Origin of the sequence: Pseudomonas sp. Bout1 (assembly GCF_034314165.1) — a bacterium.
Lineage (GTDB): Bacteria > Pseudomonadota > Gammaproteobacteria > Pseudomonadales > Pseudomonadaceae > Aquipseudomonas.
Window position 1 is genome coordinate 4,105,368 of record NZ_JAVIWK010000001.1, and the last position, 24,662, is coordinate 4,130,029.

The 24,662-nt window shown below is 62.0% G+C and carries 21 protein-coding genes; 17 read left to right on the forward strand and 4 right to left on the reverse strand.

What is annotated here, in order from left to right; genetic code table 11:
* Positions 1–248 precede the first annotated feature (248 nt).
* The gene (locus tag RGV33_RS19065) at positions 249–845 is read left to right on the forward strand and encodes a TetR/AcrR family transcriptional regulator (RefSeq protein ID WP_322145622.1); all 597 of its coding nucleotides are present in this window, start codon (positions 249–251) and stop codon (positions 843–845) included.
* Between the two features lie 216 nt (positions 846–1,061).
* Positions 1,062–1,598: a cysteine hydrolase family protein gene (locus RGV33_RS19070; protein ID WP_322145623.1), complete on the forward strand. Its 537-nt coding sequence runs from the start codon at positions 1,062–1,064 to the stop codon at positions 1,596–1,598.
* A gap of 15 nt (positions 1,599–1,613) precedes the next feature.
* Here the strand turns inward: RGV33_RS19070 and RGV33_RS19075 are convergent, their stop codons facing one another.
* A complete protein-coding gene (locus RGV33_RS19075) occupies positions 1,614–1,871 on the reverse strand; it encodes a hypothetical protein (protein ID WP_322145624.1) in 258 nt (85 codons plus the stop codon).
* Positions 1,872–2,255: 384 nt separating this feature from the next.
* On the opposite strand from RGV33_RS19075, the gene RGV33_RS19080 reads away from it, so the two are divergent.
* From RGV33_RS19080 to RGV33_RS19090, 3 genes are all read left to right on the forward strand, one after another.
* Positions 2,256–3,206 (forward strand): 2-hydroxyacid dehydrogenase, encoded by a 951-nt coding sequence (locus RGV33_RS19080; protein WP_322145625.1) that lies wholly within the window; start codon positions 2,256–2,258, stop codon positions 3,204–3,206.
* 171 nt (positions 3,207–3,377) lie between these two features.
* A complete protein-coding gene (locus RGV33_RS19085; RefSeq protein WP_322145626.1) occupies positions 3,378–4,445 on the forward strand; it encodes a phosphotransferase family protein in 1,068 nt (355 codons plus the stop codon).
* A gap of 19 nt (positions 4,446–4,464) precedes the next feature.
* Positions 4,465–5,232, forward strand: a complete 768-nt coding sequence (locus RGV33_RS19090; protein WP_322145627.1) for an SDR family oxidoreductase — start codon at positions 4,465–4,467, stop codon at positions 5,230–5,232.
* Here the strand turns inward: RGV33_RS19090 and RGV33_RS19095 are convergent, their stop codons facing one another.
* Positions 5,233–5,676 (reverse strand): carboxymuconolactone decarboxylase family protein, encoded by a 444-nt coding sequence (locus RGV33_RS19095; RefSeq protein WP_322145628.1) that lies wholly within the window; start codon positions 5,674–5,676, stop codon positions 5,233–5,235. It lies immediately after the preceding gene.
* A gap of 162 nt (positions 5,677–5,838) precedes the next feature.
* Between RGV33_RS19095 and RGV33_RS19100 the strand changes: the two genes are divergently transcribed.
* Both RGV33_RS19100 and RGV33_RS19105 read left to right on the forward strand, forming a co-directional pair.
* Positions 5,839–7,272, forward strand: a complete 1,434-nt coding sequence (locus RGV33_RS19100; RefSeq protein ID WP_322145629.1) for a PLP-dependent aminotransferase family protein — start codon at positions 5,839–5,841, stop codon at positions 7,270–7,272.
* A gap of 84 nt (positions 7,273–7,356) precedes the next feature.
* The gene (locus tag RGV33_RS19105) at positions 7,357–7,758 is read left to right on the forward strand and encodes a cupin domain-containing protein (RefSeq protein ID WP_322145630.1); all 402 of its coding nucleotides are present in this window, start codon (positions 7,357–7,359) and stop codon (positions 7,756–7,758) included.
* A gap of 134 nt (positions 7,759–7,892) precedes the next feature.
* Here RGV33_RS19105 and RGV33_RS19110 read toward each other — a convergent pair whose 3' ends face one another.
* A complete protein-coding gene (locus RGV33_RS19110; RefSeq protein ID WP_322145631.1) occupies positions 7,893–8,522 on the reverse strand; it encodes a DNA-3-methyladenine glycosylase I in 630 nt (209 codons plus the stop codon).
* Positions 8,523–8,754: 232 nt separating this feature from the next.
* Between RGV33_RS19110 and RGV33_RS19115 the strand changes: the two genes are divergently transcribed.
* From RGV33_RS19115 to RGV33_RS19125, 3 genes are all read left to right on the forward strand, one after another.
* Entirely contained in the window at positions 8,755–10,065 is a 1,311-nt protein-coding gene (locus tag RGV33_RS19115; RefSeq protein WP_322145632.1) for a C4-dicarboxylate transporter DctA, read from the forward strand.
* Positions 10,066–10,204: 139 nt separating this feature from the next.
* Entirely contained in the window at positions 10,205–10,909 is a 705-nt protein-coding gene (locus RGV33_RS19120) for a FadR/GntR family transcriptional regulator (RefSeq protein WP_322145633.1), read from the forward strand.
* Between the two features lie 17 nt (positions 10,910–10,926).
* Positions 10,927–11,610 (forward strand): GntR family transcriptional regulator, encoded by a 684-nt coding sequence (locus RGV33_RS19125; protein ID WP_322145634.1) that lies wholly within the window; start codon positions 10,927–10,929, stop codon positions 11,608–11,610.
* Between the two features lie 171 nt (positions 11,611–11,781).
* Here RGV33_RS19125 and RGV33_RS19130 read toward each other — a convergent pair whose 3' ends face one another.
* Positions 11,782–16,641 (reverse strand): NAD-glutamate dehydrogenase, encoded by a 4,860-nt coding sequence (locus RGV33_RS19130; protein WP_322145635.1) that lies wholly within the window; start codon positions 16,639–16,641, stop codon positions 11,782–11,784.
* A 469-nt stretch (positions 16,642–17,110) separates the two neighbouring features.
* Here RGV33_RS19130 and RGV33_RS19135 point away from each other — a divergent pair, with 469 nt between their 5' ends.
* The 7 genes from RGV33_RS19135 to RGV33_RS19165 all read left to right on the forward strand — a co-directional run bounded on the left by RGV33_RS19135 (position 17,111) and on the right by RGV33_RS19165 (position 24,632).
* Positions 17,111–17,467 (forward strand): hypothetical protein, encoded by a 357-nt coding sequence (locus RGV33_RS19135; RefSeq protein ID WP_322145636.1) that lies wholly within the window; start codon positions 17,111–17,113, stop codon positions 17,465–17,467.
* A gap of 319 nt (positions 17,468–17,786) precedes the next feature.
* Entirely contained in the window at positions 17,787–18,746 is a 960-nt protein-coding gene (locus RGV33_RS19140) for an AAA family ATPase (RefSeq protein ID WP_003218556.1), read from the forward strand.
* A gap of 5 nt (positions 18,747–18,751) precedes the next feature.
* Positions 18,752–19,684, forward strand: a complete 933-nt coding sequence (locus RGV33_RS19145; RefSeq protein ID WP_322145637.1) for a DUF58 domain-containing protein — start codon at positions 18,752–18,754, stop codon at positions 19,682–19,684.
* Entirely contained in the window at positions 19,681–20,175 is a 495-nt protein-coding gene (locus tag RGV33_RS19150) for a DUF4381 domain-containing protein (protein ID WP_322145638.1), read from the forward strand. Before RGV33_RS19145 ends, RGV33_RS19150 begins: the two co-directional genes overlap by 4 nt.
* Entirely contained in the window at positions 20,168–21,256 is a 1,089-nt protein-coding gene (locus RGV33_RS19155; protein WP_322145639.1) for a VWA domain-containing protein, read from the forward strand. The genes RGV33_RS19150 and RGV33_RS19155 overlap by 8 nt, the downstream gene beginning before the upstream one ends.
* Positions 21,253–22,995, forward strand: a complete 1,743-nt coding sequence (locus RGV33_RS19160; protein ID WP_322145640.1) for a tetratricopeptide repeat protein — start codon at positions 21,253–21,255, stop codon at positions 22,993–22,995. Before RGV33_RS19155 ends, RGV33_RS19160 begins: the two co-directional genes overlap by 4 nt.
* On the forward strand, positions 22,992–24,632 hold the full coding sequence (locus RGV33_RS19165) for a BatD family protein (RefSeq protein ID WP_322145641.1): 1,641 nt from the start codon (positions 22,992–22,994) through the stop codon (positions 24,630–24,632). The genes RGV33_RS19160 and RGV33_RS19165 overlap by 4 nt, the downstream gene beginning before the upstream one ends.
* Positions 24,633–24,662: the final 30 nt, after the last annotated feature.

Genomic DNA, 24,662 nt, shown 5'->3' on the forward strand with positions numbered 1-24,662 from the left:
TCCGGGATTCGCTTGAATAAGCAAAGACTTAGCTGAGGAATGGTTGTGCAGTACAGGGCGTTGGAGGCGATCAAAGGCGGGACATTTTTTACATTTTCATAAAAATCTATTTTATAAATTCATATCGTCATGTATTTTTAAACGCTGCGGAAAAACCCAACATCCCCGACGCCAGGCGCTTAGGCGGGTTGATCTGCAATGCCACGGGCACGGTTACTCCTGCCACAACCTGACTCAGAGAGCCCCCGATGCCACGCGTGTCCCGCAAACAAGCCGAACTCAACCGCGAAATCATCGTCGAGGCCGCCACGCGGCTGTTTCGTGAACGGGGCATCCATGGCATCAGCGTGTCTGATGTGATGGCGGCTGCGGGCCTGACCCATGGCGGGTTCTATGGGCATTTCGAGTCCCGCGAGGCGCTGGCCACGGAAGCCTGCAACCGGGCGTTCGAACAATCGAGCCTGCGCTGGCAAGCCCGGGTCGAGCAAAGCCCTGACCCCCAGACCGCACGCCTGGCGTTGATTGATCCGTACCTCACGGCAGCCAATCGTGACAACCCCGGAGACAGTTGCCCGGTAGCGGCCTTTGCCGGGGAAATGTGCCATGAAGCGGCCGACAGTCCGCTGCAGCAGAGCTTTATCCAAGGCTTTGAGGCATCCATGGGGATCCTGAGCGCTACCCAAGAGACCGGTACACCTGAGGGTGACCGCCAGGCCGCCATTGCCCAGTACGCGACGATGGTCGGCGCAATTACCCTGGCTCGTGCGACCAAAGGCAACGGCCTGTCTGATGAGTTCCTCGCCGCCGCCAGGAATCTCCTGATCCCGGAAAAAAACCTCGGTTGATGCGTTGACATCCAAATGCCAACGCCAGCATGATCGGCCCATGAACCTTATTCAGCAGGCCCTCACCCGCACCACCACCACGACCGCTTTTGGCGGGTCGTGTGGTAGCTGTGAGTGGCGCGCAAACTAAGCCACCCGGATTTACCCAAGGCCCCGCCAGCAATGGACGGGGCCTTTTTATTGCTCCGCCATCTGGCAACTACAAGGAGCAGTACCATGCCTGACAACAAGCGCCCCGCCCTGCTGGTCATCGACATGCAGACAGGTCTGTACGATGGTCCGGAAAAACCCTACGAACGCCAGCGCGTACTCGACAACATCAACCAGTTGATTCAACGAGCGCGACACGCTGGCGTGCCGGTTTTTGCAGCGCGCCACACCGGCCCGGCGGGTTCGCCCATCGAGGCGGGTAGCCCGTTATGGCAGCTCTGGCCAGCGCTGGAGGTCGATGCAGCCCGCGACACGGTTTTCAATAAAACCCGGCCCAGCTGTTTTCTCGGCACCGAGCTGGCGCAGCAACTGGCGGCCGCACAGGTGAATGAACTGGTGATCGTCGGGATGAAAACCCAGTACTGCATCGACACGACGTGCCGAGTGGCCGTCGAGCTGGGGTTCTCGGTAGTGCTGCCGGAAGATGGCCATACCTGCATGGACACTCCGGCGCTATCGGCCGAGGCAATTATCGAGCATCACAATAAAACCTTGGCCGGGGCGTTTGTGAAGCGTGTGAAAGCTGACGATATCGGCTTCTAAAGCCCGGAGCTTTACCTAAGCCGTGGTTCTCAAGACGTTGCGCAGTTCGCCATTGATCGCGCCCTGCGCAACAACCAGTTGCTCGACCAAATCACCGGTTGCTAGTGCCGTTAACGCAATCACTGGGCGGTCCCAGTCGTAATTTCTTATTACATTGATGCGGAACCCACCATGGGTATCGAAGGAGGGATACCAGCCGACATCCAATATAAGCCCACCGGCGTATTCAACCTGAAGCATGTCCTCTTTCAGCAGGTGGGCCTGACTCTCCATCGCCCCATCCTGCAATATTGAGAGATCATCATGGGTGACGTTTCCGTCAATAAAGCCTAATGATCAACTTGTTAACCTCCTGAATTCCTGCTCGGAAATCGGATGACCATGGATGACGCCCGCGCTGAACTCAATTCGACCCCAGTAACTGGGCTTGCCATCACTGGCACCTATGACTTGCGGGTACTCCCTGAGTTTTCAGGGTTTTGGACGTCTCTGCTAAGGAAAGTCGTCAAAGTCTGCGGCAGTAAAAAGGGCTGGGACGAGCGGTCTGGAAAATCAGATTAGGCTGGTGAGAAATGAAATTTTTCTGCGGTAAAGAAACGATCCGTACTACAAATCCCGCATAATCCAAGGCTCTAATTCTTCAGGAAGAACCTTCCGATGCCCGTTACCGTTCTGGTCCTGGTTGAAACCATCAACGACTACCTGCCGATCATCGAAGGCAACGGCTTTCACGTGATCCTTGCGCCAACCCCGACCGAACGTGCGAAGGCGATCAAGACACACGGCGGGCAGATTCAGGCAGTGCTGACCCGCGGCCCACTTGGCCTTTACGCCGAGGAAATCGCCGCGCTGACGTCGCTGGAGATTATCTGTGTGATCGGCGCCGGGTATGAGCACGTCGACCTGCAAGCCGCCAGCAACCGGGGCATCGTAGTCACCAACGGCGCCGGCGTGAATGCGCCATCGGTAGCAGACCACGCCATGGCCCTGTTGCTCTCGCTGGTGCGCGACATTCCCCGGGCCGACGCGGCGGTACGGCGCAACGAATGGCCCAAAGTCATGCGCCCTTCCCTGGCCGGCAAACAGCTGGGCATTCTTGGCCTGGGCGCCGTAGGCTTGGAGATCGCCAGGCGCGCAGCCCTGGGTTTTGGCATGGAGGTGAGTTATCACAACCGCCAGCCCCGCGACGACGTGGACTACACCTACTGCGCCACCGCCGTGGAACTGGCGCGGGCCTCGGATTTCCTTATCCTCGCCACACCAGGCGGCGCCAGCACGCGGCATCTGATCGACCGCCAAGCCCTCGACGCGCTGGGGCCCAACGGTTTTTTGGTGAACATCGGCCGCGGCAGCGTGGTGGTTACGGCCGACCTGATTACCGCCCTCGAACAACGCCGCATCGGCGGCGCGGCACTGGATGTATTCGACGACGAGCCCAAGGTGCCGGACGCCCTCAAGCACCTCAGCAATACCGTGCTCACGCCCCATGTCGCCGGCCTGTCTCCGGAAGCGGCCCATGACACCGTGCAGCGTGTGGCGGACAACCTGCTGGAATACTTCGCCGGTCGCCCCGTGCTGACGCCTGTAACGCTGCCGCCACGCAACTGACTCAGATCCCGGCCCCGCGAAAAACGCGGCCGGCGATCCAGGCACATCATGCCCGCTGATCATCGGCCAACACGCTAACCTATTAAGCGGCCCCAACCTTGTGGCTGGATGGCTGCGCGCATTAGATTAGCCAATAGTCCAAGGCCTTAAGAATAAGCAGAAGGGATAAGCATGGCGCTTAATGACCAATCGACCCAGATTCGCCCCGGCGAAGAACTTGATGCCAGCCTCATCGATCCCTACCTCAAGGCCCATATCCCGGGCTTGAGCGGCAGTGTAAAAATCAGCCAGTTCCCCGGTGGTGCCTCCAACCTGACGTACCTGCTGGAATACCCCGGCCAGGAATTCGTGCTGCGCCGCCCGCCCTTTGGCCACAAGGCCAAGTCTGCCCACGACATGGGCCGCGAATACCGGATTCTCAACCAGCTCAAGGACGGTTTCCCGTATTGCCCCAAGGCGTACGTGCACTGCACTGACGAGTCAGTGATCGGCGCCGAGTTCTACGTAATGGAGCGGGTCAACGGGATCATCCTGCGTTCGGACCTGCCACCGGAACTGGGCCTGGATGCGGCGAAAACCGAAGCCCTGTGCAAAAGCTTTATCGACAAGTTCGTCGAGTTGCATCAGGTGGACTACGCCGCCTGCGGCCTGGCCGACCTGGGCAAGCCCGAAGGCTACGTACAGCGGCAGATTCGCGGCTGGAGCGAGCGCTACGAAAAAGCCCTGACGCCCGACGCTCCCAGCTGGGAAGCAGTACGTGCGTGGCTCAACGACAAGATGCCGGCCGACCACCCCACCTCAAGCATCGTGCACAACGACTACCGCTTCGACAATGTAATCCTCGACCCGCATAACCCGATGCAGATCATCGGCGTGCTCGATTGGGAACTGACCACCCTGGGCGACCCGCTGATGGACCTGGGCAACACCCTCGCCTACTGGATCGAAGCGGCCGACCCGGCGCCGGTGCAACTGATGCGCCGCCAGCCGAGCAACGCCCCCGGCATGCTCACCCGCCGCCAGTTCGTCGACTACTACGCCGAACGCTGCGGAGTCCAGATCGACAATTTCGACTTCTATTACACCTACGGCCTGTTCCGCCTGGCCGGCATCGTGCAGCAGATCTACTACCGCTTCTTCCACGGCCAGACCCAGGACAAACGCTTTGCGCAGTTCATCCATATGAACAAGCTGCTGGAGCAGATGAGCCTGAACGTCATCAAACAGTCTTCCCTCTGACCCTCTTCAAGGAAAAACCATGTCCAAGACTCAACTGTTCGACCTCGACGGCAAGATCGCGTTTGTTTCCGGTGCCAGCCGTGGTATCGGCGAGGCCATCGCCAAGTTACTGGCCCAGCAAGGCGCCCACGTGATTGTGTCGAGCCGCAAGATCGACGGCTGCCAGCAGGTGGCCGATGCGATCATCGCCGACGGCGGCAAGGCCACGGCGATTGCCTGCCATATTGGCGAAATGGAACAGATCACCAGCGTCTTCGCCGCGATCCGCGAACAGTTCGGCCGCCTGGATATCCTGGTCAACAACGCCGCCACCAACCCGCAGTTCTGCAACGTGCTGGACACCGACCTGGGCGCGTTCCAGAAGACCGTCGACGTGAACATTCGCGGCTATTTCTTCATGTCGGTGGAAGCCGGCAAGCTGATGCGCGATAACGGTGGGGGCAGCATCATCAACGTGGCATCGATCAACGGTATTTCGCCGGGCGTGTTCCAGGGCATCTATTCGGTGACCAAGGCGGCCGTGATCAACATGACCAAGGTCTTCGCCAAGGAGTGCGCGCCGTTCGGCATTCGTTGCAACGCGCTGCTGCCGGGCCTGACCGACACCAAGTTCGCCTCGGCCCTGGTCAAGAACGACTCGATCCTGAAAATGGCCCTGGCGCAAATCCCGCTCAAGCGTGTGGCCGACCCGAGCGAAATGGCCGGCGCGGTGCTGTACCTGGCCAGCGATGCGTCGAGCTACACCACCGGTGTTTCACTGAATGTGGACGGTGGTTTCCTGTCCTGATCATTCGTTGGGCGGTTGCTGGCGAAACCCGACCGCCAGGCGGTTCCAGGCACTGATACTGGATACCGCCATGGTCAGGTCCACCAGCTCCTGCTCACTGAACTCCACGCGTATGGCCGTAAACAGTTCGTCCGGCACACCGGAGGTCGGCAGCGTGGCCAATGACTCGCTCCAGGCCAGGGCAGCCTTCTCCCTTGCGGTAAAAAACGGCGAGTCGCGCCACACGCACAGGGCAAACAAGCGCCGCTCGCTCTCCCCGCGCTGGCGCGCCGCCATCGAATGCATATCGGTGCAGAACCCGCACTGATTGAGTTGCGAAACGCGGATCCTGATCAGCTCCAGCAAAGGTTTTTCGATGGACAAGCCGAAGGTCGCCGCTTCCAGCATCAGCATGCCCTTGAGCGCTTGTGGCGAAGCCGTGTAGTAATCCAGGCGAGCTTCCATCGGTGTGGCCCCAGTGGTCAATGCAATGACTGGCCAGCCTAAAGGCCGCGCGGCATAAGCCCTATAGCCAAAATGCCGGTTTATGCAGGGACCACTTTGGCGGTACCGAGCCGCAGCGGTTGCGAGTAACCTTGCCAGGGATCGATCGCCTCTGGATGAACCATGGAACTGCACGTCATCATCAACGGCCGCAAGGACCTGGCCGAACAACTTTACCAACAACTGCGAGCGGCCATTGAGTCGGGGCAACTGGCGGCCGGCGCACAACTGCCACCCAGCCGGCTGCTGGCCGAGCAACTGGGCGTGTCGCGCAAGACGGTGTCCGACACCTACGCCACGCTGACCTACGAAGGCCTGCTGGTGGGCAAGATCGGCCGTGGTACGTTCGTCAACGCCCGGGCGCCGCGTTCCGAACGCTTGCAAACCGCAACCGACCTGGCCTGCGCCGCCAACCTCGCCAAGTGGCAATCGCTGCCCTCGCCCATGCGCCACCCGACCCGGGACAGCACCCTGCGTTGTGAATTTATCGGCGGCGCCACCACCCGCAGCCAGTTCCCCCAGGAAGAATGGCGCCGCTGTACCCAGGACGCCTTACGCCGCATCGCCCAGAACAGCGGTTACTACAGCCAGCCTGAAGGCTTGCCGGCCTTGCGCAGTGCAATCGCGGGGCACATTGCGTTTTCCCGCGGGGTCAAATGCCGCGATGACGACATCGTGGTCACCAACGGCGCCCAGCAGGCACTGGACTTGATCGCCCGCGTGGTGCTGGAACCGGGGAGCATCGTGGCCATGGAAGACCCCGGCTACACCCCCGCACGCCTGATGTTCAACGCGGTGGGCGCGACGGTCGTGGGCGTGCCGGTAGACGAACAGGGCATTCAGGTTGAATTGATTCCCGATGGCACCCGGCTGATCTATGTGACGCCTTCCCATCAGTTCCCCCTCGGCATGCCGATGAGCCTGGCACGTCGCGAGGCCTTGCTGGCCCGGGCTTTCGAGCTGGGCGCGATCATCATCGAAGACGATTACGACAGCGAGTTCCGCTACGAAGGCCGTCCCACCGACTCGCTGCAAAGCATGGACACCCGGGGTGTCGTCACCTATGTGGGGACCTTCTCGAAAACCCTGCTGCCGGAACTGCGCCTGGGCTACGCCGTGCTGCCACCGGCGATTTTTGGCGCGGTGCTCAAGGCCAAGCAACTGACCGACCAGCACAGCTCCACCCTGCCGCAATGGGCGCTGGCCAAGTTCATCAGCGAAGGCTATCTGCTCAAGCATATTCGTCGCTGCCACACCGTGTACGCCGGGCGCCGGGAGCGCATTCTCAAGCGCCTGGCCGGCGACCTGTCACCGTGGTTCGAAGCCGTGCCCACCGTGGCCGGGTTCCATATGGCGGCGCTGTGCAAAGTGGCGGTGAATATCCCGCTGCTGATGGAGCTGGCCCGCAAGGTCGAGGTCGGCCTGTATCCGTTGAGCGTGTTCTTCCATGACGCGCCGATACGCGACGGTTTGATCATTGGTTTCGGCGCCATCGAAACCCTGGACATCGACCCGGCACTGGACAAGGTGCGCGACATCCTGCAAGAGATTGGCTGAGGGATTTTCCGGCAGATTGGTTATTGGTCGCTCCATTACCAGCGCGTAGGGTGAAGAGGTCTAAAATCTCTGGGAAGCATCGCCATGAAAATACTGCTCGGCACCACCCTGCTGCTGGTCTCGTTAAGCGCCTTTGCCCACGACCCGGTGTACAACCAGGAGAAAATCAACGTATTGCAAGAACACGCCCTGACCAACGTTCCGGGCAAGAAAACCGTCATGCTCACCGTGGACTACGCCCCGGGCCAGGCCACCGTGCCCCATAGCCACACCGGCACGGCCGTGGCCTATGTGCTGGAAGGTGCAATCACCTCGCGGGTCAACGATGAAAAGGCGATCACCTACACAGTCGGCCAGTCGTTCTATGAACCTGCCGGCTCGCGGCACTTTGAATCCAGCAATGCCAGCCAGACCCAACCGGCGAAACTGCTGGTGGTGATGGTGATGGATGACAAGGCCGACGTGCTCACGCCGCTGCCCCACTAACCCGCGCCACCGCACCCTCCTGTGGGAGCTGGCTTGCCTGCGATAGCGGTGGGTCAACAAACACAACTGTGTTTGATACACCGCTATCGCAGGCAAGCCAGCTCCCACAGTTTTAACCGCGCACAGTCAGTGGCTCAGGGTCGTTTGAAGTGGCGGCGCAGGTGTTCGATTCGTGGCCGGCAGACGCACCCTTCCAGGTGGTCGTTGACCATGCCCATCGCCTGCATGAACGCATACATCGTGGTCGGCCCCACGTAGCTCCAGCCGCGTTTTTTCAGGGCCTTGGACAAGCGCGTTGAAGCGGCTGAAGTCGGGTTGGCCGCCCAGTACGCCATGTCCACCACCGCCGGACGTTCATCGGCGGCAGGTTCAAACGACCACAGCCACGCCGCCAGCGAGCCGGTTTCATCCACCAGCTCACACGCACGCCGAGCGTTGTTGATGGTGGACATGATCTTGGCGCGATTGCGTACGATGCCCGGGTCGGCCATCAATCGCTCGATGTCCTGCTCGGTGTACTGCGCCACCCGGCGAAAATCAAAACCCTCGAACGCCCGTCGAAACGCCTCGCGCTTGCGCAGGATGGTGATCCACGCCATGCCCGCCTGAAAGCCTTCAAGGCAAATCTTCTCGTACAGCGCGATGTCATCGCTGACCGGCACACCCCATTCGTGGTCGTGGTAATGCGGGTATTGCGCCGCCGCCGTGCGCCACGTACAGCTCGTGACGCCCGCCGCGTCCGTGATCAATCCTGGGATATCCATAACTCACCTTGTTAACCAAGCCCTGGATGATAAGCGAAAAAAATTCCGTGCCGCCAACCGCTCAAGTACCTGGCTTGCGAACCAACTGGTCTGACCGGGACCTGCCATCCCCGTAATATTTACTTGCGACTTGAAAAAACCCGAGCGTAGACTGGCCCCGCACTGGACAAACCGGTCATACCACAACAATTAAGCCCTGGACCCACCAGGGCACCGAATAGAGATCCTTCCCATGCTCAGATGGTGCTCGCGTTCGATTTTCCTGCAAGTCGTGATTGGCCTGGTCATCGGCATAATCTGCGGCCTCGCCCTTCCCGAATTCTCCTCGCAACTCAAACCCCTGGGTGATGGCTTTATCAAGCTGATCAAAATGCTGATTGGCCTGATCGTATTCTGCGTGGTGGTCAGCGGTATTTCCGGCGCTGGCGACTTGAAGAAAGTCGGACGCATCGGCCTCAAATCGGTGATCTACTTTGAAGCGCTGACCACCGTGGCGCTGGTGATCGGCCTGATCATGGCCTTCAGCAGCGGGATCGGCACCGGTGCCAATATCCACCTGGAACAATTGTCGTCCGCCGGCCTGAATGAACTGGCAGACCGCGGCCAGCACATCAAGGGCACCAGCCAGTTTCTGATGGAGCTGATTCCCAACTCGGTGATCGGCGCCTTTGCCGACAACAACGTGCTGCAAGTGCTGCTGTTCTCGGTGTTGTTCGGCAGCGCGCTGAACCTGGTGGGCGAAGCCGCCTCCGGCATTTCGCGGCTGATCAACGAACTGAGCCACGTGATTTTCCGCATCATGGGCATGATCGTGCGCCTGGCGCCCATCGGCGTATTCGGTGCCATCGCCTTCACCACCAGCACCTACGGCCTGGACTCCCTGCAACACCTGGGCAGCCTGGTGGGCCTGTTCTACCTCACCTGTTTCCTGTTCGTCGCGGTGATTCTGGGCCTGGTGATGCGCCTTTCGGGCCTGCGGATGCTGCCGCTGCTCAAGTACCTGCGCGAAGAACTGTTGATCGTGATGGGCACCGCGTCCTCCGATGCAGTGTTGCCGCAGATCATGCGTAAACTGGAGCATCTGGGCATTGGCAGCTCGACCGTCGGCCTGGTGATTCCGACCGGGTACTCGTTCAACCTCGACGGTTTTTCGATCTACCTGACCCTGGCCATCGTGTTTATCGCCAACGCCACCGGCACGCCGCTGTCGATGACCGACCTGCTGACCATCCTGCTGGTGTCGCTGATCACCTCCAAGGGCGCCCACGGGATTCCGGGGTCGGCATTGGTGATTCTGGCGGCGACTCTCACCGCGATCCCGGCGATTCCAGTGGTGGGCCTCGTGCTGGTGTTGGCGGTGGACTGGTTCATGGGCATTGGCCGGGCGCTGACCAACCTGATCGGCAACTGTGTCGCCACCGTGGCCATCGCCCGCTGGGAGAAAGACATCGATATCCAGCGCGCCAACAAGGTGCTGGACGGGCAACAAGGGTATGCCTTCCAGGCGAAGAAACCGGTCTTGCCGGCGCACCAGGAGTTCTAACTCTTTCCCGACAACACACCACTCCAATGTGGGAGCTGGCTTGCCTGCGATGGCGCCGGGTCAGCAAATGAATTTTTGACTGATAACCGCTATCGCAGGCAAGCCAGCTCCCACACTAGATCATCAAGGAGGCATCGACGTGATCAGCACCTCAACCGTCGTCAATTCAGTCGTAGAAAAACTGCGCGCCGCCCTGGCGCGGGGCCAGTGGCGGCGCGGCGAGATGCTGCCCGGCCAGCGTGAACTGGCCGAGCAAATGGGCATCAGCCGCCCAAGCCTGCGTGAAGCGGTGATCGTGCTCGAAACCCTCGGCCTGGTGCGCGCCATGCCTGGCAAGGGCGTGGTGGTGCTGGAAACCACCCTCAGCGAACCCCATGCCCAGGACAGCGGCGTGGCCGACGCCAGCCTCGAAGACATCCTGCAACTGCGCTACACCCTTGAGCCGTTTATCGTCGGTCTGGTGGCCCAATCCATCAGCAGCAAGGAAGTCGGGCAACTGCGCCTGACCTTGATGGACATGCGCGAAGCCCTCGACGCCGGCGACAGCGAAGCCGGCATGAACGCCTACATCGCGTTCCACGAAGAGCTGTTCGCCCTGACGTCCAACCCGATCTTCCAGAACGTGGTGCAACAAACCAGCAACGCCCTCAAGCAAAGTGCCCAGGTGTTGCGCAACTCCCCCGAACACCTGGCGGAACGCTTGCAGGAAAACGACGCCGTGGTGCGCGCCATCCGCAACAAGAACAGCGCCCTGGCCAGCGCCGAAATGCGCCGGCACATCCTGCAGGAAGGTTTGCGCATGGGCATTCGCCTGAACATCCCGGATGACCATCTGGGTAGCTGACTTCCAGGAGACCGCGCATGACCGCTCACGCCCTGCACACCCCGTTCCCCATTACGCCGTTGCGCCTGGTGGGCAAGCCGAAACTCTCGGTGGACGACATCTACCCGGCACTGTTCGACGCCATTCTCGAGCAACGCATCGCCCCCGCCAGCCGTTTTACCGAGGAGAGCCTCGGGCAAAGTTTTGGTGTCAGCCGCAGCGTGATTCGCCGGGTGCTGGCGCGGCTGTCGCACCAGCAAGTGATCATCCTGCGGCCCAACCACCGCGCCCAGGTGGCGGCACCGGATGCACAACAGACCCAGCAGATTCTCGAGGCGCGGCGCCTGACGGAAATCACCGTGGTGCAGTTGGCGTGTGCCCAGGCGAAACCGGCGCAGATCCGGCAACTGCGGGAGTTGATCGCACGAGAGCGCGATTGCATCGAGCGTGACGAGCGCGGGCCGGCGATTCGGCTCTGCGGCGAGTTTCACCTGCAACTGGCAGCGATTGCGGGTAACGCGCCGCTGGCGCAGTTCCTCAACAGCCTGGTGCCGCTCACCTCATTGGCGATTGCGCAGTTTGAGGCCAAGGCCTGCACGTATTGCGCATGGCAGGAGCACATGGCGATTGTGGATGCGGTGGAGCAAGGCGATGCCGGCAAAGCCGTAGCCTTGATGACTCAACATCTGGACCATCTGGAAGCCAGGCTACTGATCACGTAGCAGCTGTCGAGCCTTGGCGAGGCTGCGTCGGCGGTGTGTCTGATACACCGCAAACGCAGCCTCGCCAAGGCTCGACAGCTGCTACGCAGAGCCAACCCTGTAATGGCGCACACAAAAAAGCCCGGTATCTTTCGATACCGGGCTTTTGGTTTTACCGCTCAATCAAGCCGGTTACAGCACCGATTGACCGCTCAACGCCAGGTCCAGCAGCTCACGGTTGGCCACCGCGTACATGGCGTAGTCCGTGCCGACCGCTGCACGAATCTCAACCATCATGGCGCGCCAGCGATCAGCCATATCCTGGTGCTGCTCAAGCCACAGGGCCACGCGGGCTTCCATGTCTTCTGGGGCGTCGGCCATTTGCAGGACAGAAATGGTGATCGCCCGTTGCTGCCAGTCCACATCGTCGCGGAAGGCTTCGCGGGCCTGGGCCTGCCAGTTGTTGCCCACGGGCAGGCTGCTGATTTGCTGCAGGTACCACGGCAAGTCCAGGGCGCTGCCGACAGCGAAGTAAGCCTTCGCAACGTCTGCCGCACTTTGGCCGGTCACGTCGGCGGCTTCGATGATCGGCAGCAGGGTGTACAGGTGGGTCGTGCCTGCAACCATGCGCGCCAACAACTCTGGCACACCGGCTTCGACGTAAGCCTGGTAACGGTTCTGCCAGCCTTCGCGGGTCGGACCTTCCAGCAGTTCGTCGAGCTTGAGGCCCAGCGCGGCAAGGTGCGGACCGAAATGCGCAACATCGCGCCCGGCGTCCTGCTCGTTGCGACGGCTGCGCAGGAACCAGCGCGTGGCACGACGGCCCAGGCGCATCAGCTCATCCATCAGCTCCAGTTGCACGTCGGCCGACACCTGGTGGTCCAGGGCTTCGATCTGACGGAACCAGTGCGGGAGGTGGAAGATGTCACGCACGATCACGTAGGCGCCCGCCACGTTCGCCGGGCTCATGCCGGTGGACTCTTTGAGCCGCTGAACGAAGGTGATGCCCATGTGGTTGACCAGGTCGTTGGCGATCTGGGTGCTGACGATCTCGCGCTTCAGACGGTGGCGACGCATGGCTTCGGAGAACTTGGCCACCAGGCTCGGCGGGAAAGCGGTCTCCATGTCACGGGTCAGGTAGTCGTCATCCGGCACCAGGGATTTGAGCAGCGCTTCCTTGAGGTCGATCTTGCTGTAGGAGATCAGTACCGACAGCTCCGGACGGGTCAGGCCCTTGCCCGCGGCGGCGCGCTCGTTGAGCTGCTCCTCGGTCGGCAGGTACTCGATGGCGCGGTCCAACTTGCCGCGGCCTTCCAGGTCGCTCATCAGGCGCTTGTACTCGGCAACACGCTCAAATGCTTTGCGGGTAGCCAGGGACAGGGCCTGGGTTTGCTTGTAGTTGTTGCCCAACACCAGGCTGCCGACTTCGTCGGTCATGCTCGCCAGCAACTGGTTGCGTTGCTTGTCGGTCATGTCGCCAGCCTGCACCACTTCGTTGAGCAGGATCTTGATGTTCACTTCGTGGTCGGAGCAATCCACACCACCGGCGTTGTCGATGAAGTCGGTGTTGGAACCGCCGCCATTGAGGCCGAACTCCACACGGCCCAACTGGGTCATGCCGAGGTTACCGCCCTCGCCCACCACCTTGCAGCGCAGCTCGTTGCCGTTGACGCGCAGGGCGTCGTTGGCCTTGTCGCCCACATCGGCGTGGCTTTCGGTGCTGGCCTTGACGTAGGTACCGATGCCGCCGTTCCACAACAGGTCTACCGGTGCCTTGAGCAAGGCGTTCAGCAGTTCGGTCGGGGTCAGCTTGTCGGCCTGGATGTCGAAGCGTTCTTTCATCTGTGGCGAGATGGCAATGCTCTTCGCGCTGCGCGAGAAGATACCGCCGCCTTCGGACATGATGCTGGTGTCGTAGTCGGTCCAGGACGAACGCGGCAGGTCGAACAGGCGCTGGCGTTCAGCGAAGCTGTTGGCCGGGGTCGGGTTTGGATCGATGAAGATGTGCAGGTGGTTGAAGGCCGCGACCAGTTGCAGCGTGTCGGACATCAACAGGCCGTTACCGAACACGTCGCCGGCCATGTCGCCCACGCCCACTACAGTGATGCTGTCTTGCTGGACGTTGATGCCGCGCTCACGGAAGTGGCGCTGCACGCCCACCCACGCGCCCTTGGCGGTGATGCCCATTTTCTTGTGGTCGTAACCGGCAGAACCACCGGAGGCGAACGCGTCACCCAGCCAAAAACCGTAGTCGATGGCAATACCGTTGGCGATGTCGGAGAAGGTCGCAGTGCCCTTGTCCGCCGCAACAACCAGGTACGGGTCGTCGTTGTCGTGGCGCACCACGTTCAACGGTGGCACCAGGGCGCCGTCTTTCAGGTTGTCGGTGATGTCCAACAGGCCCGAAATGAAGATGCGGTAGCAGGCGATGCCTTCGGCCGCGATCTCGTCCCGACCGCCGCCCAATGGCAGGCGACGCGGCAGGAAGCCGCCCTTGGCGCCCACCGGCACGATCACCGAGTTCTTCACTTGCTGGGCTTTTACCAGGCCGAGCACTTCGGTACGGAAGTCTTCTTCACGGTCAGACCAGCGCAGGCCGCCGCGAGCGACGTTGCCAAAGCGCAGGTGCACGCCTTCAACCCGTGGCGAGTAGACGAAGATTTCAAACTTCGGCACTGGCTTGGGCAATTCAGGAATTGCATGCGGGTTGAACTTGAAGCTGAAGTACGACTTGTTCTGACCGTTGGCGTCTGCCTGGTAGAAGTTGGTCCGCAAGGTGGCCTTGATCAGGTCCAGGTAGCGACGCAGGATGCGGTCTTCGTTGAGCACCTGAACGTCGTCCAGGGCCGTGAGAATCGCTTGCTCCAGACGTTGCTGCTTGTCTTCGAGGTCTTCGGCGGTGAGCTTGCGCGCCAGGTAGAAACGGGTCTTGAACAACCGGGTCAACTCGCGAGCGATGTCGGTGTGGTTGTTCAGGGTGCTGGCGATGTAACCCAGGTCAAAGCCCAGGCGAATCTGCTTCAGGTAACGGGCGTAGGCACGCAGCAGCGCCACATCGCGCCATGGCAGGCCGGCAGTCAGCACCAGGCGGTTGAACGCATCGTTCTCGGCATCGCCATTGACGATGTGCACGAACGCGTCCTGCAGGGTGTCGTTGAGCTGCTGGATGTCGAGGTTCAGGCCTTCGGCGGCGGTGAACGCGAAATCGTGAATCCAGAACTCGCGACCGTTGGCATGACGCAGGCGATACGGGAATTCACCCAGTACGCGCAGGCCGAGGTTTTCCAGGATCGGCAATACATCGGACAACGCCAGCGGGGTGTCGGCGTGATACAGCTTGCAATGCAGCTCGCGCTGGCCGGAGACCTGGCCCAGCGGCTGGTAGAAGCTCATCACCAGCGGGTTGGCTTCGGTGAGGCTGAGCAAGTGCTGCATGTCGACCACGGCCGAATGCGCCGCGAAACGCTCGCGGTAGCCGGCCGGGAAGCCTTTCGGGAAATCCGCCAGCACGTTGGTGCCATGGGCTTCGCCGAAGCTTTCCACCACCAGGCTGGAATAGTCGTCCTGCCAGCTGCGGCAAGCCTGCACCACTTCTTTTTCCAGTTGCAGCGGGTCGATGTCCAGGCGGTTCTTCGGGTCTACCCGCAGGATCAACTGGACACGAGCCAGTACGGATTCGGAGAAGAACGTCCAGAATTCGCAGTCCGAGGCTTTAAGGCGATCCATCAATACTTGCTGGATTTTCTGGCGCACTTCGGTGGAATAGATGTCGCGCGGCACATAGGCCAGGCAGTAGCAGAAGCGGCCGTACGGGTCTTTGCGCAGGAACACGCGGATCTTGTTGCGTTCCTGGATCTGCACGATCGACATCACGGTGCTGAACAGTTCGTCCACCGGGGTCTGGAACAGATCATCACGGGGCAGCACCTCGACCACCTGGGCCAGTTCCTTGCCCAAGTGCGCCTTGGCCTGGAAGCCCGAGCGACGCTCGATTTCCGCAACCTTGCGACGGATATACGGGATCACCCGTACGCTTTCGCCGTACACCGAAGAGGTGTAGAGGCCCATGAAGCGGCATTCCTTGACGACCTTGCCGTTGGCATCGATCTGGCGGATCGACACGTAGTCCGGGTAGGCCGGGCGGTGCACGCGGCTTGGGTGAGCGGCCTTGGCGAACGACAGCACAGCCGGTTCACGCAGGTAGTTCACTGCGTAGTCTTCGATGCGCAGGTCATCGGCGGTGAGGCCGGGGCGCAGCAGCTTGGTCAGACCGAGGAACGAGTTGGCGTCATATTCAATATGGCCGCCGTCCGCCTCGTCACGTACCACAAACTCTTCATAGCCGAGGAAGGTGAAGTGGTTGCCCACCAGCCATTCCAGGAAGCTCTTGATCTCGGCTTTTTCTTCGCCGTCGATCACGTACGAGCTGGTGTCGATACCGGCCAGCAGTTCCTGGACCTTGGCCTTCATCGGTTCGAAATCGGCGACAGCAACGCGCACTTCGCCCAGCACCTGCTCAAGTTCCTTGCTCAGGACATTCAGCTCGGCGGCGTTGGCGCAGCGGTCGATTTCCAGGTACATCAGCGATTCTTGCTGAACATCGTCGCCCTGGGTGCCTTTGGTCAGGATTTCCAGCAACTCGCCCTTCTTGCCGCGACGCACGCTGAGGACGGTAGTTTGCAGGGTGTGGATGCTGTAGCCACGGCGGTTCAGCTCGGTACGCACCGAGTCCACCAGAAATGGCAGGTCATGGTGCAGCACTTCGACCGCGGTGTGGGTCGATTGCCAGCCGTGACGTTCGTAATCGGGGTTGTAGACCCGCACTTGCGGTTGGGTGTGATCAAAGCGCTCAAGCAGGCGCCAGGCAGACAGGGTGCAACCGGCCAGGTCGGACAAGCGACGCTGGGTCAGTTCATCCAGGGAAATAATGCCGAAAAATTGTTCAGCGAACAGCGCCACTTGTGGCAGTGCCTGTTCACTGATGTGCTGCGCCAGTGCCGCTTGCAGTTGGTGCTGGAAGTCGGCTTTGCTGGCTGCGGTGAAGAACGCCATCTGTGGTACTCCGCTTGGGCTTGTTATTGATGGAAGCGTCGCGTGTTATCCCCTTACGGGGAGACCGTCAGCTCTGTTCGCGGTCTACAGTAACGAATTCAGAGCGACAGGTGGGTGAAGCTGGACAAGACAATGAGGTCACATTCAACTTCCATAAGACGCGCACCTTGCCAGGTGACGGTACGACGGGCAGGTCAGACTCCCGGCAGAGGCACATCCGTTGCGCAGCTTAACGAGTGTAGGAAGCAGGCTGCTTGCGACGCTGCGACATATTCGGTCATCGGCACGCTGCTGGCGGGTTGCGACTTGGGCAACCGGGTGTTTTCAGACAAATCCCGGGGCGCCGAGTACCAGAAATGACCGATACAGCCCGCCAGGTCATGCCATAAGGTCTGACACACGATGCAGCACAAAATTCGCCGCGATGGCACAATTGCCCTGCTTCGCCCTCCCCCAGACAGGATTAACCATGCCATTGCAACTCACCACCGCCCACCTGATCGTCAACCCGTGCGATGACGAAGAAGACAACATGGCCATGCTCTGCTGCCACGGTGACAAGGGCGAGATGTTCATGGTCAGCCGTTATCCGGATGAGGACGAGGTGGAAATCACCTGGGATTACGAGCCGTCGACCCTGGACGGGCTCAAGATCACTCTGGGCGCCACGACTTTGCTCGTGGAGATTGGTGCGGCGGACGCCGATGCGCTGGGTGGCAACGACCATCTGGAAATCACCCACGGCACCGCCGAGTCGGACCTGGCCGAAGTGGAAGAAACCCTGCAGAACATTCTCAAGGGCACCGGAACCTATATCCGGATCTAGCCGCCAAAACCTATCAATGTGGTGAGGGAGCTTGCTCCCGCTGGGCTGCGAAGCGGCCCCAAACCAGCCGACTGCGCTCTGCCTGGAAAAACTTGGCAGCCTTGTTGGGGCTGCTGCGCAGCCCAGCGGGAGCAAGCTCCCTCGCCACAAAGACCACAAAGGTAAGTGCCAGCCGGCAAAAACCTCGGATATTTCCCACATTTCCCAAAAAATACCCCCCGCGCCGTTAGTCGTCAGCCCCTGCGATGCATTAAAGTAACGCCCCCAGGCTTGGCATTTTTCACAACGCCCAGTCTCACCTCTCCAGGAACCGTCACCGATGGAACATCGTGAAGCGCTGCTTGCGCTGCGAACCTTTCTTTCAACGCAGATTCTCGGCCAGGAAAAACTCATCGAGCGCTTGCTCATTGCCCTGCTTGCCGATGGCCACATGCTGGTTGAAGGCGCTCCCGGCCTGGCCAAGACCAAGGCCATCAAGGAGCTTGCCGAAGGGATCGAAGCACAGTTCCATCGCATCCAGTTCACCCCCGACCTGCTGCCTGCCGACATCACCGGCACCGAGATCTATCGCCCGGAAACCGGCAGCTTCGTGTTCCAGCAAGGCCCGATCTTCCACAACCTGGTGCTGGCGGACGAAATCAACCGCGCCCCGGCCAAGGTGCAATCCGCATTGCTCGAAGCCATGGCCGAACGCCAAGTCAGTGTAGGGCGCAGCACTTACGAGCTGTCGCCACTGTTTCTGGTGATGGCCACGCAAAACCCAATCGAGCAGGAAGGCACCTACCCGCTGCCCGAAGCCCAACTCGACCGCTTCCTGATGCACGTAAAAATCGGCTTCCCCGATGCCGCCGTCGAGCGCCGCATTCTGCAGCAAGCCCGTGGCGAGGCGCTCAACGGCGAGACCAAGCCCGAGCGCCGGGTCAGCCAGCAGGCGATCTTTGCCGCGCGCAAGGAAATCCTCGGCCTGTACATGGCCGACGCGGTAGAGGAATACCTGGTGCAACTGGTCATGGCCACCCGCACCCCGGCCAAGTTCGACCCGGAAATGGCCGAGTGGATTGCCTATGGCGCCAGCCCCCGTGGCTCGATTGCGCTGGACCGCTGCGCCCGGGCCCACGCCTGGCTGGCCGGTCGCGACTTCGTCAGCCCGGAAGACATCCAGGCGGTGCTGTTCGACGTGCTGCGCCACCGCATCATTCTGTCGTTCGAGGCCGAAGCGGCCGGCATCGACCAGGACCGCGTGGTGCAACGCATTCTCGACGTCGTTGCCGTCGCTTGACGCCCATGAACGCTGGCGATGGAACCCGTATCACCCTGAGCGAATTGATCGAGATGCGCCATCGCGTGCGGGAAGTGCAGCTGTTTTCCACGCCGAGCCAGCGCAGCCCGCTGATCGGCCTGCACCACTCCAAACTGCGCGGGCGCGGGGTCGACTTCGACCAGGTGCGGGTGTATCAGGCCGGCGACGATGTACGCACCATCGACTGGCGCGTCACCGCACGTACCCAGGAGCCGCACACCAAGCTGTTCCATGAAGAGCGCGAACGGCCGATCTTCATTATGGTGGAACAAAGCTGCCGGTTGTTTTTCGGCTCGGGGCAGATGTTCAAGTCGGTACTGGCGGCCCAGGCGGCAAGCCTGATCGGTTGGGCGGCGCTCGGCCACAATGACCGGGTTGGCGGCCTGGTGTTCGGCGACAGCGAGCACTACGAAATCAAACCCCGGCGCAGCAAGCAAAGCCTGCTGCAATTGCTCAACCGGCTGGTGCGGGTCAACCAGAGCCTCAACACCGAACGCCGCCCCGAAGCCGACGCCCTCGGCATGGCCTTGCGCCGCGCCCGGGAAGTACTGCGCCCGGGTAGCCTGGTGATTGTGATCTGCGATGAACGCGCCCTGACCGAAGGCGCCGAGCAACAGTTGAGCCTGCTGTCGCGGCATTGCGACCTGCTGCTATTGCCCGTGTCCGACCCGCTGGACCATGCCCTGCCCGCCGCCGGGCTGCTGCGCTTCACAGAACGCGGCGCACAGCTTGAGTTGGACACCCTGAACTTCGACCTGCGCCAAGCCTACAAGGCCCAGGCCGAGGCCCGCAGCGCGCGCTGGGAATTGCTCGCGCAAAAGCTGCGCGTGCTGTTGATGCCCTTGAGTACTCAGGGTGAAATGGTTGAGCAACTGCGCGAATACCTGAACCCGCAACGCCCGGTTAAAAAGCAATGAGCGGCCTCGACCAACTGCAACCCCTGATCGCCCCGCCGGTGGTCGGCTTCTGGCCGCCCGCACCGGGCTGGTGGTTGTTGCTGCTGATCATTCCGTTGACGGGCTGGGGCCTGTGGTGGTTGCGCCGCTTCCTGCCGGCCAAGCGCCCGTTGACGCGTGCCGAACAACCCCTGGACCCGCTGCGCATCGCCGCCCTTGCGGAGCTGGCGCTGATGCCCAAACCGTACGACGGCGCCCCGGCCGGTGCCTGGCTGCAACAACTCAACGGCCTGCTCAAACGCCTGTGCCGTAACGACTACCCCTACAGCCAGAGCCATACACTCAATGGCCGCAAATGGTTGGCGTTCCTCGACAACCGTTGCCCCGCCGCCGGCCTGACCCGCTGGATGGTGCTGGTGGAAGGTGCCTACAAGCCCGAATGCAAACTCGACGACAAGGCCATCGCCGGCCTGACCCAAGCCGTCGACACCTGGATTCGCAAACATGTTTGAGTTCGCCTGGCCGTGGATCTTTGCCCTGTTGCCATTGCCATGGTTGCTGCGGCTCATCCTGCCGGTGGCCGACAGCGGCGAACCGGCGCTGAAAGTCAGCTTCCTCACTGACCTCGAAGGGCTGGCCCGCCGTCGCGCGCGGGTCAACCTGCCGGGCTGGCGCCAGCAAGCGCCGTTCGTGTTCCTGTGGCTGTTGCTGTTGACCGCCGCCGCCCGCCCGGAATGGCTGGGCGAACCCCTGCCGATTGCTGCCAGCGGCCGCGACTTGCTGGTAGCGGTGGACGTCTCCGGCTCGATGGACTTCCCCGACATGCAGTGGCAAGACGAAGACGTCAGCCGCCTGAGCCTGGTCAAGCACCTGCTGGGGGATTTCCTGGAGAGCCGCGAGGGCGACCGCGTGGGATTGATCCTGTTCGGCAGCCAGGCTTATCTGCAAGCGCCACTGACCTTCGACCGACGCACCGTGCGCACCTGGCTGGATGAAGCACGGATTGGTATCGCCGGTAAAAATACCGCGATTGGCGACGCCATCGGCCTGGCCCTTAAGCGCCTGCGCCAGCGGCCTGCGCAAAGCCGGGTGCTGATCCTGGTCACCGACGGCGCCAACAACGCCGGCGAAATCGACCCGCTGACCGCCGCGCGCCTGGCCGCGGAAGAAGGCGTAAAAATCTACCCGATCGGCATCGGTGCCGACCCTGAGCAAACCGGCTCCCTGGGCATCCTCGGCGTCAACCCGAGCCTGGACCTCGACGAACCAGCCCTCAAAGCCATTGCCGAGGCCACCGGGGGCCGCTACTTCCGAGCCCGCGACGGTAACGAACTGCTGAAGATCAAGGAAACCCTCGACCAGTTGGAACCCGTGGCCCAGCAACCCACCCAGGCCCGCCCCGCCCAGGCGTTGTACAGTGCGCCACTGGCGCTGGCGCTGATCCTCAGCATGCTGCTGGTGATCCAGGAACGCTGGCCGGATAACGCCCTGCAACGCCTGCTCAACAAACTTTCCAGCAAGGGCCGTTTCCTGCAACCCAATCCTGAATGGCGCGAACGCCTGAAACGCCTGCGCTTGCGGAGGCGTCGATGATCGCCCTGTGGCCGCACTGGTTCCGCCCGTGGTGGCTGTTACTGCTGCCACTGCTCGGCTGGTTGCTGTGGCAACTGTGGCACCGCCAGAAACGGGCCGGGCGCTGGCAGATGATTCTGCCGCCGGCCTTCCACGCCGCGCTGCTCAGCGGCGGCAGTGGCCGCGAAAGCAAATCGCCGTGGGTGGTGCTCGGCAGCGCCTGGTTGCTGGCCATGCTGGCATTGCTCGGCCCAAGCTGGGAGCGCGTCGAGCAGCCCAGCCAGAAACCCGCCGACCCGCTGGTGGTGTTGCTGGAACTGACCCCGGAAATGCTCGCCACCGACACCCCGCCCAGCCGCCTCGAACAGGCACGGCGCAAGCTGTTCGACCTGCTCCAGGCCCGCAGCGATGCGCAGACCGCCATCGTGGTCTACGCCGGCAGCGCCCACACGCTGGTGCCGCTTTCCGACGACCTGGCCACCAGCCATAACCTGCTGGAAGCCCTGCGCCCCTCGATCATGCCCGAGCCCGGCCACCGCGCCGACCTCGCCGTGGAAAAAGCCCTGGCCCTGCTCAAGCACGGCGGCCTCGGCCAGGGGCGGCTGCTGCTGATCGGCTCGTCGCTGTCCAAGCAGGAACGCCAAGGCATCCGGCTGTTGTTGCAAGGCAATCAGGCGCCGAGCTTGTCGATCCTCGGCATCGGCAGCCGTGAAGGCACCCCGGTGACCCAGGAAAGCGGCGAATTCCTCAAAGACGCCCAGGGTGCGATCCTTGTACCGCGCCTGGACAGCCCGACCCTCAAGGCCTTCGCCAGCGAAATGGGCGGCCTCTATCGTCAGGCGCGCCTGGACGACAAGGACCTGCGCCACCTCGGCCTGCTGGACGGCCCGCAAAAGCTGCGCAACGACGGGCAACTGCTGCACCTCGACACCTGGGCCGACCAGGGTTACTGGCTACTCTTGCCGCTGTTGTTGCTCGCCGCCTGCGCCGGGCGCCGTGGCTGGCTGTTCTGCCTGCCGTTGCTGTTGTTGGGCGCGCCGCAGCCCAGCTACGCCTTCGAGCTTCAGGACCTGTGGCTGCGCCCCGACCAACAGGGCCAGTTGCTGCTGAAGCAAAAACGCCCGGCCGAGGCTGCCGAACGTTTCGAAGACCCGCAATGGCAAGGCGTCGCGCTGTATGAGGCTGGCAACTACGCCGAAGCCGCCAAGCGCTTTGCTGAAGGCAGCGATGCCTATTCCCACTACAATCGAGGCAATGCCCTGGCCAGGAGCGGCGAACTGGAAGCTGCGATAGACGCCTACGAACAGGCCCTGGAGGCCCAGCCAGACCTGCAACCGGCGCTGAAGAACAAAGCCCTGGTGGAACGCCTGATGCAGCAGGCGCCGGACAAAACCGACCCGGACAAACCTGCAAAAAACGAGGATGACGAAACCACGCAACCCGGCCAGACTGCGCAACCGGGCGCCAGCAGCCAGACCGGCACCGGTGGTGAGCAGACGTCCCAAGGCCAGGGCGAGCCCGGCGCCACCGACACCCAAACCGGCGCCACGCCACACGCCGGCAGCAACGAGGTGCCCGGCAGCGAGTTGGGGGATGAGCAAACCACGACGCCGCCCCTGCGCCCCGCCAGCAGCACGATCGAAGGCGAACAGCGCCAGGCCCTGGAACAATGGCTGCGGCAGATCCCGGACAACCCCGGCGAACTGCTGCGACGTAAATTCTGGTACGAACAGCAACAACATCAGGACAAGACTCGATGAACCGCTGCACCGCCCTTCTTCTCACCCTCGTGTTGTGGGCCAGCCAGGCCCAGGCGGCCGGCCTGGTGGCCAGTGTCGACCGCAGCCGCATCAACTCCGGGGAGACGGTGGAACTGACGGTCGAGTCCAACGACGTCACGCTGTTCGGCAAACCGGACCTGGCGCCCCTGGACCCGCTGTTTGAGGTGAGCGGCACCCGCCAGATCAACCAGCTCACCACCCTGGGTGGCGACAACCACGCCACCACCCGCTGGATCATCACCCTGCTGCCCAAGGAGAACGGCACTGTAGTAATTCCGCCGTTGCAGATCGGTGAACTCAAGACCCAGCCCATCACCCTGCAAGTGGTAGAAACCACCAGCCAGGACACCGAGACCCAATTGGCCCCGGTGTTTATCGAAACCACCCTCGATCAAGACAGCGTCTACGTCCAGGCCCAGGCACTGCTGACCGTACGCGTCTACCATTCCGTGTCGCTGTACGACGACAGCAGCCTCACGCCGTTGCAGCTCGCCGATACACGCATCGAACAACTGGGCGAGTCGCGCACCTACGAGAAAGTCATCAATGGCATTCGCCATGGCGTGATCGAAACCCGCTATGCGATCTACCCGCAGCACAGCGGTACGTTGACGATCCCGGCGCAGGTTTTCAGCGCCACGCTGGTAGAGCCACGGCCCGCCCAGGACAACAACCCACAAGGCTCCAAACCCGGCAAGCTGATCCACGTCAGCTCACCGGAACTGGCTCTGGCCGTCAAGGCCAAGCCTGCGCTGTACCCGGCAGACGCGCCCTGGCTGCCGGCACGCAGCCTGACCCTGACTGAAAGCTGGAACCCCGAGCCGGATCACGTGCAGGTCGGCGACTCCCTGACCCGCAGCCTGACCCTCAAGGCCGAAGGCCTGGCCGGCGCCCAGCTTCCGCCGTTGGCACTGAGCGACATTCCCGGCCTGCGCCGCTACCCGGACCAGCCAGTGTTGAGCAACCAGAACAACGACCGCGGCCTGATTGGCAGCCGTGAAGACCGCGAAGCGCTGGTGCCCAACCGCGTCGGTGCGCTTGAATTGCCGGCGGTGGAAGTGGTGTGGTGGAACACCCACGAAGACCATCTGGAACGCACCAGCCTGCCGGCCCGCACCCTGCAGGTAGCGAGCAACCCGAGCCTGATCGTAGACACTCCCGCCAGCCCGACCGTGGTCACCGCGCCGGACAACGACAGCCTGTGGCTCTGGCAACTGACCAGCCTGAGCCTGGCCTGCACCACCCTGCTGGGCTTCGGTTTATGGTGGCGTGCGCGCTGGCAGCCGGCAGTCCTGCGTGCCGCGCAAACCGGCCCAAGCCCGCGGACATTGCTGGACGACCTCAAGCGCGCGAGCCAGGCCAATGACCCGCAAGCCACGCGCCAGGCGCTGGATGCGTGGGCACGGCAACAGCCGGAGACGCTGGCGGACATGGCGGCGCGGTTTGTGCCGTTATCGGATGCGTTGGACGGGTTGAACGGCGCGCTCTACAGCGAGACTGGGCAGTATTGGCAGGGTGAAGAACTGTGGCGGGCGGTGAAAGCGATTCCGACGGCGGAGCGCGAGCAGGACTCTGCGGGGGATAGCACCAGCTTGCCGCCGCTGTATCCCAAGTAGCGCCACTTTTACAAACCCCATAAAACCAAA

What these genes read in the sequence shown, in the direction of transcription:
- RGV33_RS19090 (WP_322145627.1), top strand. Translation starts at nt 4,465, where the DNA reads ATGTCCAAGACTCAACTGTTCGACCTCGACGGCAAGATCGCGTTTGTT.
- RGV33_RS19080 (WP_322145625.1), top strand. Translation starts at nt 2,256, where the DNA reads ATGCCCGTTACCGTTCTGGTCCTGGTTGAAACCATCAACGACTACCTG.
- RGV33_RS19150 (WP_322145638.1), top strand. Translation starts at nt 19,681, where the DNA reads ATGAGCGGCCTCGACCAACTGCAACCCCTGATCGCCCCGCCGGTGGTC.
- RGV33_RS19095 (WP_322145628.1), bottom strand. Translation starts at nt 5,676, where the DNA reads ATGGAAGCTCGCCTGGATTACTACACGGCTTCGCCACAAGCGCTCAAG.
- RGV33_RS19110 (WP_322145631.1), bottom strand. Translation starts at nt 8,522, where the DNA reads ATGGATATCCCAGGATTGATCACGGACGCGGCGGGCGTCACGAGCTGT.
- RGV33_RS19105 (WP_322145630.1), top strand. Translation starts at nt 7,357, where the DNA reads ATGAAAATACTGCTCGGCACCACCCTGCTGCTGGTCTCGTTAAGCGCC.
- RGV33_RS19100 (WP_322145629.1), top strand. Translation starts at nt 5,839, where the DNA reads ATGGAACTGCACGTCATCATCAACGGCCGCAAGGACCTGGCCGAACAA.
- RGV33_RS19065 (WP_322145622.1), top strand. Translation starts at nt 249, where the DNA reads ATGCCACGCGTGTCCCGCAAACAAGCCGAACTCAACCGCGAAATCATC.
- RGV33_RS19125 (WP_322145634.1), top strand. Translation starts at nt 10,927, where the DNA reads ATGACCGCTCACGCCCTGCACACCCCGTTCCCCATTACGCCGTTGCGC.
- RGV33_RS19165 (WP_322145641.1), top strand. Translation starts at nt 22,992, where the DNA reads ATGAACCGCTGCACCGCCCTTCTTCTCACCCTCGTGTTGTGGGCCAGC.
- RGV33_RS19115 (WP_322145632.1), top strand. Translation starts at nt 8,755, where the DNA reads ATGCTCAGATGGTGCTCGCGTTCGATTTTCCTGCAAGTCGTGATTGGC.
- RGV33_RS19155 (WP_322145639.1), top strand. Translation starts at nt 20,168, where the DNA reads ATGTTTGAGTTCGCCTGGCCGTGGATCTTTGCCCTGTTGCCATTGCCA.
- RGV33_RS19070 (WP_322145623.1), top strand. Translation starts at nt 1,062, where the DNA reads ATGCCTGACAACAAGCGCCCCGCCCTGCTGGTCATCGACATGCAGACA.
- RGV33_RS19130 (WP_322145635.1), bottom strand. Translation starts at nt 16,641, where the DNA reads ATGGCGTTCTTCACCGCAGCCAGCAAAGCCGACTTCCAGCACCAACTG.
- RGV33_RS19140 (WP_003218556.1), top strand. Translation starts at nt 17,787, where the DNA reads ATGGAACATCGTGAAGCGCTGCTTGCGCTGCGAACCTTTCTTTCAACG.
- RGV33_RS19135 (WP_322145636.1), top strand. Translation starts at nt 17,111, where the DNA reads ATGCCATTGCAACTCACCACCGCCCACCTGATCGTCAACCCGTGCGAT.
- RGV33_RS19075 (WP_322145624.1), bottom strand. Translation starts at nt 1,871, where the DNA reads ATGGAGAGTCAGGCCCACCTGCTGAAAGAGGACATGCTTCAGGTTGAA.
- RGV33_RS19145 (WP_322145637.1), top strand. Translation starts at nt 18,752, where the DNA reads ATGAACGCTGGCGATGGAACCCGTATCACCCTGAGCGAATTGATCGAG.
- RGV33_RS19160 (WP_322145640.1), top strand. Translation starts at nt 21,253, where the DNA reads ATGATCGCCCTGTGGCCGCACTGGTTCCGCCCGTGGTGGCTGTTACTG.
- RGV33_RS19085 (WP_322145626.1), top strand. Translation starts at nt 3,378, where the DNA reads ATGGCGCTTAATGACCAATCGACCCAGATTCGCCCCGGCGAAGAACTT.